Genomic DNA, 7,301 nt, shown 5'->3' on the forward strand with positions numbered 1-7,301 from the left:
TTCCGGCATCTCTTCTCCCAATCGTCTCCATCAGCACTCTCAATCCACGGGCTCAGTAGAGCTTGGCGCTGGAGGTGAGCACCAACTTCAGGCGGGCGTGGATCAGATCCAAGTCCGCCAGCCCCAGGTCGATCTCCCCATCGATGACGATGCCGGTGTGGATCAGCCGATCCAACAGTTCCAGCACGGATCCCTCGCGGTGGGGTTGTCCGGGGTAGTAGTCCCCCTGGCGGGGCAGGAGGGTGCCCAGATCTCCGAGCTCCAGGTTCAAATCCGCTGGGTCGATCTCCAACAGGCTGCAGATTTGTCGAATTTGCTCCCGCAAGGCTTGTAGGCTGCTGCCGGCCCGCTCAATCTGCTCTGCAGAAAGGCGCTCGGCCTCCATTTGCCGCACCACCTGCGCCTCCATCAACTGCCGCAACAGCTCCACCAAGGTCAGCACCAGAGAGGCCAAACCGGCTTCCGGGCGTTTCCGGCCAGGGGTGGGCCGAGCCTGGCTCAAGTCTTCCGAGCTGGCGGGACTGATAGAAAAGCGCGGCGGGGGAGAAGGGGCAATCCAACGGTCAAAGGGCTGGCAAAGCTGTTCCAGGCTGAGCAAATGGAGACGGGGATCCCGAGCGGCCTCTTCCCTTTCCTCTGGTAGGTTGTAGCCCCAGTCGGCCAAAAACAAGAGAACCTGCTCCAGCTCCGGCACCCTCTGCACCTGGCGCAGCGTTTGCAGGCGATCCTCCACAAACCACAGCTCCTCAGCCGGCAGTTGGGCGGCAGCCAGTAGCCGCTGTAAAGTGGTGGCCTTGGGGGCGCGCACCTCCTTGCCCAGAATGCGGTGGCGCGGCAGTTGGATCCCTGCTCGGCCCAAGAGCTGCTGGATGAACCGTCCCTCTTTGGTGCTGAGGATGGCCAAGCGCGGCTCCCCTGCAGCCTGAACCTGGCGTAGCCAAGCCGCCACCCCCGGATAAAAGCGGTGTAGCCCCAGCCACCCCTGCAGATCCTCTTCAATCCAACGATCCCGCACGCCATCCAGCACTTGGGCCAAACCTAGCTCGGAGACCCCCACCTGCTGCAACAACCGCTGCCGCCAGCTGTGCCAGTCTTGGCGCAAGTCCTCCTCCCGGATCCCTTCCTGTAGCCCCCACAACAACAGAGGCATCTCCCAGCCGGTCTCGATCAGCGGGCGCAGACGGTCGAAGGCAGGACGCAGCGGCTCTAGCTGAGCAGGAGCCAAGCCCCACACCTGAGCACAAACGCGGCAGGAAGAGGCAAAATACTCCGCCCGCCCATCGCAGAGCACACCATCAAAATCCAGAACCAGAATGCGGGGGGACATTCGCCGGGGCCTAGCGAACTCCATACCTGAGTCCCCCTGGGGGCAAGTTGCAAAAATGGGGCCAGAGGCCAAGTTAATTTAACCAAACTGTTCCACCCGATTGGCCCAACCTAATTGGATTCCAAGATGCGAACCGACTTGATCTCCACCGGTTTCAGGGGGCGATCCTGAGGGTCAGTGGGCGCAGTTGCAATTTTATCCAAGACATCCTCTCCCTCGATCAATTGCCCAAAGATCGTGTAGTTGGGCGGCAGCGGATAGTCGGCGTGCATGATAAAAAACTGGCTGCCGTTGGTGTTGGGGCCAGCATTGGCCATAGCCAAAGTGCCGCGGCTGTAGGGACGTTGCACCGGCCCATCGGGAAAGCGGTAGCCCGGCCCACCCCGCCCTGTACCCGTGGGATCCCCACCTTGGATCATGAAGCCCCGAATCACGCGGTGAAAGATGACACCATCGTAGAAGTGGTCGTTGGCCAAAAAGACGAAATTGTTGACGGCGAGGGGAGCTTCTTGCGGGAACAGCTCCAGAACCATTGTGCCGGCGGTGGTCTCCATCGTGGCCGTGTAGGACTTGGCCGGGTCGATCACCATCGGGGGGGGATTGTTGTAGGTTTTCACGGGTTTGCCCAAGTGTTGTGCCAGGAGCAAATCGCGAGAAGAATGCAGGCGGGCCAAAACAGGGAGAGCACTCAACCCCACCCAAAGCACCACCATCAGCACAGCTAACTTCACCAGGCTGGCCAACTTAGATCGCGCACGCACAATTCTTGCAGGAAAGCTCCATCCCCATCGTACCAGGATTCTGTCCGAGCTTAATCTTCCCCGGACTTGGATGGAGACTTGGCTCGCCGCACCAGCCAATAACTTACCGAGAGGGCCAACGTCGCTGCCCCCAAGCCAATGAGCTCCAACCCCCCCAGCTTCTCGAAATCGAAAATGATGATCTTGCGGGCCACCGCGATCAAAGAGGTGACGATTACCAACTCCACCTGTACCACTTGCTTTTGCAAGTAGGCGGTGATGTTCTCTAGAATTTCCAGCGCAATCAAAAAAAGAGGCCGAAGATCTCGATTAAAGTGGTGGAGAAAAACCCAGTTGGCTCGGTCAACAAATCTGCCACCAAGAACCGGGCCAAGTCCACCACTGCTACTACGATTAGCCCGATCATCAAAATTGAAAGCAGCTTCGAGATCAGGCTTTCCAGGCGGGTGATGGCCCGCAAAAAGGGATCCTCCTCTTCTGTCTCGTGGGGATTGTGCAACAGCCACTTGAGAAACCGCATCGCCAACTCCGACGGGCCCAAACCCCTGTGTTCTGGTCTCAACGACAACATTATCCGTCCCAACCGTCTTGCCGGGAAGCAGGCAGGGATCCCTTGGGGCGATGATTGCGACACCGCTCAGAACAGTATTTCACCTCCGACCAACAGTCGGCCCACTTTTTGCGCCAGGTGAAGGGTCGCTGACAGGTGAGACAAATCTTGCTGGGCAAATCCGATTTCTTCCGTTGGCGTGGCATGGTGCACTGCAAAACAAGGTCAACTCTGTAGTCAGTTTAACAATCCTACCGGATGCTGACCGTTACCATCACGGGGGTGCTTGGCCTGCGCCCCACCTTAGCAAAAGCTAAATTCTGAACCTTCTGAGAAGAGAAATCGAGTAGCCTCTTGAAATCCGGCGAGATCTCTGCCCTGTGTCTGCAGGGATCCCTGAAGGAAGTTGGGTTTGCTGAAAGGTTAGCCGCCTCCATCCTGTACTGAGTAAAGTTCTTAACACCCGCTTGTGAACTTGAGCTTGAGTTTGTATGAAATCTCAACCAAATGGGACGAATGTAGCTGTTCAGAACTCTCCTCCTCCACTGAAGCGGGTTGAGGTACGGCTCAGCAAACCCGGCAACCGAGCGACCCAAGCCTCGCTTTCGGAAGACTCAGTGGGCGTATTTTTGCGGGAAATGGCTCGCTACCCACTCCTCAATGCCGAGCAGGAAGTGAAATTGGGACGGCTGATTGCAGAGGGGGGAGCCGCCGGGGAACGGGCGAAACGGGAATTGGTTAGGGCCAACCTGCGCCTGGTGGTCTCGATTGCCAAAAAGTACTTAAATCGCGGTGTGCCGTTTCTGGATCTGATTCAAGAAGGCACCATCGGCCTGATCCGGGCCGCAGAAAAATTTGAGTACGAACGCGGCTACAAGTTTTCCACCTACGCCTACTGGTGGATTCGCCAAGGAATCACCCGCGCCGTTGCCAATCAGGGGCGCCTGGTGCGGATCCCGGTGCATATGGTAGAAAAGCTCAACCAGGTGAAGCGGATCCGGCGGGAGCTGACCGAGACCCTAAACCGTCGCCCCACCCAAGCGGAAATTGCCGAAGCTCTGGAGATTTCCCCCGACAAGCTGGACGCTCTCTTAACCCTCTTGGAAGCCGGTCGCCAAACCCTTTCGCTACATACTCCGGTTGGCAAAGAGGAGGATAGGGAGCTGATGCAGCTTATCGAGGACGCCAACGGCCCCACTCCCGAATCGCAAATGGACTTGCACCTGCTGTCTGCCCAACTGGAAGAGATGCTGGAGCAGCTCAGCCCCCGAGAGCAAGAGATTCTCAAGCTCCGCTATGGGCTGAAAGATGGCCACCTACACACTCTCTCCGAAATTGGTCAGCTTTTCGGCCTGTCTCGAGAGCGCGTCCGACAAATTCAAGCACGAGCCATGCGCAAACTGCGCCATCCACGCCGACAGGAAATTTTGGCAGATTGGATGACCTCGTTTTAGGCAGTAGGCCACGGCTGCTCCACAGGCGAAACCCAGGATTCCGCAGCAGTTTATGTTCAGCAAAGCTCTGCAGAACCAGGACCAGAGGCGTGCCCCCACTTTTGGACAAGGGATCTGTCAACTAGCCCATCTTCTGCAACTGCAGGGGGTGAGGCTGAGGGCGGCTGCGCAGGGCAGCTTCGATCAACCCCAAAAAGAGGGGGTGGGGGCGGTTGGGGCGGGAGCGAAACTCCGGATGGAACTGGGTGGCGATGAAAAAGGGGTGGCTGGGCAGCTCGATAATCTCCACCAAGCGGTTATCCGGCGAGACTCCGCTGATGATATAACCAGAGTCCAGAAAAAGGCTGCGGTAGGCATTGTTAAACTCATAGCGATGGCGGTGCCGCTCGTAGATGATGGCCTCACCGTAGAGCTTGGCCGCTAGGGTATTGGGCATGATGCGACAGGGATAGAGGCCCAGCCGCAGGGTTCCTCCCAGATCTTCCACATCTTTCTGCTCCGGCAAGAGGCTGATCACCGGGTGGGGGGTATCGGGGTCAAACTCGTAGCTGTTGGCCCGCTCCAGATGGGCAATGTGACATCCCCAGTCGATCACCGCGCACTGCATGCCCAGACACAGCCCTAGGAAGGGAATGCCTTGCTCGCGCACGTAGCGGATGGTAGCCACCTTGCCCTCGATGCCGCGATTGCCAAACCCCCCTGGCACCACCACTCCATCCACGCCGGAAAGCAATGCCTCTGGTCCCCGCTCTTCGATCTCCTCAGAAGAGATCCAGCGCAGCGTGACGCCGGCATTGAGGGCCAACCCGGCATGGCGCAGGGCCTCGGCCACCGAAAGATAGGCATCCGTAAGGCGCACGTATTTGCCGACAATGGCAATCTCCACCTGCTCTTGGGGGTGGTGCAGCCGCTGCACCAGGAGCTCCCACTCCCGTAGATCTGGCTGCTGCGGATCCAAGTTGAGAATCTCCAGAACCCGCTGCGCCAACCCCTCCTGCTCCAGCACCAGAGGCACGTCGTAGATGCTGGGGGCATCCTGCGCCTGGATGACGCATTCTACCGGCACGTCACAAAACTCGGAGATCTTCTCCTTGATGCTGCGGGGCAATGGCTGTTCGCAGCGGCACACCAACACGTCCGGCTGGATGCCAATGGAGCGCAGCTCCTTCACCGAGTGCTGGGTAGGCTTGGTTTTCATCTCCCCTGCCGCCTTGATCAAAGGCACCAGGGTAACATGCACATAGGCCACGTTGGCCCGGCCCACATCCTTGCGAAATTGGCGAATGGCCTCCAAAAAGGGCAGAGACTCGATATCCCCCACCGTGCCCCCCACCTCCACCAGCACCACATCGGGGTTGGTCTCGCGGGCCACTCGCCGGATCCGCTCTTTAATCTCTTGGGTAACATGGGGGATCACCTGCACCGTGCTGCCCTGATAATCCCCCCGCCGCTCTTTGTGGATCACCGCCTGGTAGATGGAGCCGGTGGTGACGTTGTTGAGCTTAGACATGTTGGTGTCGGTGAAGCGCTCGTAGTGGCCCAAGTCCAAGTCCGTCTCGGCGCCATCGTCGGTAACAAACACTTCCCCATGTTGGTAGGGGCTCATGGTGCCGGGATCCACATTGATGTAGGGATCCAGCTTCAAAATCGACACCGTGTAGTTGCGGGATTTGAGCAGGCGACCCAAGCTGGCCGCCACAATGCCTTTGCCGATGCTGGAGACCACTCCGCCCGTGACGAAGACAAACTTGGTCATAGCTTGGATCCCTTCCCTTTTGCCTTTTGATTATGCCAGGGATCCCTCAGCGCAGAGAGCGGATGGGGCCGTTGTAGAGGATGGTGGTTTGAAAGGTGCGCCTGTCCACCCGCACCTGGGTTTCAATGCTGGGCTGGACAAAGCCGGGCTCTCCCCCCCGGAAGGTGAAGATCCAAGCATCTTCAAACTCTTCAAACGGCGAGTCAATGGCTGCCCCGTGCATGGAAGCTTCGGCGCGATAGCGCTGCAGGCCCCCATTGGCGATCTCGGCAGCTTGGCGGGCCAGGTTTTTGGCGCGGTTGAGATCGCGGAAGTAGCGGCTGATCTCCTCAAAACTCCCCCTGGGCAGCGGTCGCTGGGGAGCAGGGGTTGCCGGCACAGGCCGGGGATCCGGCACGATGGGCAGGGTGGGAATGTCCGGGCTGGGGGGCAAGGGTTCGACGGGGATGGGAGTTCCAGAGGGGAAAAGAGGGGTGATCACCTGCGCTTGGGCAGCCCTTCCAGCCAGAAGGGATCCCCACAGGAGAGCCATACCGACGGAGCTGACAGTAGAGACAAGAAAAGTGGGCTTCATGGAGCCATTCCTCGCAAAAGTTCTGGGTTGAGAGACGCTGCAGCTCTTGAATGGGATCCTATCGATTCAGTTCCTTACAACAGCAGAGTCAAAAGCCTCTCCTCTCCTTCCAACCCCGGTCACAGGCTTGGGTCGTTCACGCAACCTCGGCTGCTGTCAGCAATGTCTGCTAGATTTTTGGAGAGGATCCCTGGCCACAGTGGGAGGATCGGGGTTCAGCAGGAGCAGCCATGGAGTTCGTCACCCTCGCAGATGCAGGGCTAAGGTTGAGCCGGGTGGGCCTGGGCACTTGGGCGATGGGCGGCGGCTGGTGGGGCCCTTCCGACCGCCAGGAATCTTACACCACGATTCGCAAAGCCATTGATTTGGGCATAACCACCTTCGACACCGCTCCCATCTACGGACTGGGTGTTTCGGAGGAAGTGCTGGGGCAAGCGATCAAAGACTCAGGTTGCCGCGATCGGGTGGTTCTCGCCACCAAAGCGGGACTGGAGTGGACAAACAACAAAGTGGTGCGCAACTCCAGCCTGCCTCGATTGGCCCAAGAACTGGAGGATTCTCTGCGCCGCTTGCAAACAGATGTGATCGATCTCTACCAAATTCATTGGCCGGATCCCTTGGAACCGATCGAAGAAACGGCGGCGTTTCTGGGGCAGTTGCTGCAGCAGGGCAAGATCCGCGCCATTGGGGTCAGCAACTTTTCCCCCGAACAGATGGATCGGTTTCGCCGGGTGGCTCCTCTGCACACCGCCCAGCCCCCCTACAACCTGTTCGAGCGGCAGATTGAAGCAGAGGTCTTGCCCTACTGTCGAGAGCATGACTCTAGTCAATAATAAGCTCAACTATACTGAAAATAATGTATAATATGTTCAGTACGGA

Annotated in this window: 7 protein-coding genes and 1 pseudogene; 2 read left to right on the forward strand and 6 right to left on the reverse strand. The window is 58.4% G+C overall.

Translation table 11 applies throughout. The annotated features are described in order from the left end of the window. Positions 1 to 52 precede the first annotated feature (52 nt). From gvpJ to NW839_RS01075, 4 genes and pseudogenes are all read right to left on the reverse strand, one after another. Positions 53 to 1,327 carry a gas vesicle protein GvpJ gene (gvpJ, locus tag NW839_RS01060; protein WP_414349705.1) on the reverse strand — a complete coding sequence of 425 codons (1,275 nt, stop codon included), beginning with the start codon at positions 1,325 to 1,327 and terminating at the stop codon, positions 53 to 55. Between the two features lie 110 nt (positions 1,328 to 1,437). After that, a complete protein-coding gene (locus NW839_RS01065; protein ID WP_414349713.1) occupies positions 1,438 to 1,917 on the reverse strand; it encodes a peptidylprolyl isomerase in 480 nt (159 codons plus the stop codon). 221 nt (positions 1,918 to 2,138) lie between these two features. Beyond that, positions 2,139 to 2,608: pseudogene (locus NW839_RS01070) on the reverse strand (phosphate-starvation-inducible PsiE family protein). Between the two features lie 50 nt (positions 2,609 to 2,658). Continuing rightward, positions 2,659 to 2,844: a DUF2256 domain-containing protein gene (locus NW839_RS01075; RefSeq protein ID WP_041437321.1), complete on the reverse strand. Its 186-nt coding sequence runs from the start codon at positions 2,842 to 2,844 to the stop codon at positions 2,659 to 2,661. A 285-nt stretch (positions 2,845 to 3,129) separates the two neighbouring features. Here NW839_RS01075 and NW839_RS01080 point away from each other — a divergent pair, with 285 nt between their 5' ends. Continuing rightward, the gene (locus tag NW839_RS01080; protein WP_414349706.1) at positions 3,130 to 4,092 is read left to right on the forward strand and encodes an RNA polymerase sigma factor RpoD/SigA; all 963 of its coding nucleotides are present in this window, start codon (positions 3,130 to 3,132) and stop codon (positions 4,090 to 4,092) included. Between the two features lie 121 nt (positions 4,093 to 4,213). Here the strand turns inward: NW839_RS01080 and NW839_RS01085 are convergent, their stop codons facing one another. Both NW839_RS01085 and NW839_RS01090 read right to left on the reverse strand, forming a co-directional pair. Then, a complete protein-coding gene (locus NW839_RS01085; RefSeq protein WP_414349707.1) occupies positions 4,214 to 5,848 on the reverse strand; it encodes a CTP synthase in 1,635 nt (544 codons plus the stop codon). A 46-nt stretch (positions 5,849 to 5,894) separates the two neighbouring features. After that, a complete protein-coding gene (locus tag NW839_RS01090; protein ID WP_414329187.1) occupies positions 5,895 to 6,422 on the reverse strand; it encodes a hypothetical protein in 528 nt (175 codons plus the stop codon). 230 nt (positions 6,423 to 6,652) lie between these two features. On the opposite strand from NW839_RS01090, the gene NW839_RS01095 reads away from it, so the two are divergent. Beyond that, on the forward strand, positions 6,653 to 7,255 hold the full coding sequence (locus NW839_RS01095; RefSeq protein ID WP_414329186.1) for an aldo/keto reductase: 603 nt from the start codon (positions 6,653 to 6,655) through the stop codon (positions 7,253 to 7,255). The last annotated feature ends 46 nt before the right edge of the window (positions 7,256 to 7,301 follow it).

Origin of the sequence: Synechococcus sp. R5-15, from assembly GCF_047462035.1 — a bacterium.
Classification (GTDB): Bacteria; Cyanobacteriota; Cyanobacteriia; order Thermostichales; family Thermostichaceae; genus Thermostichus.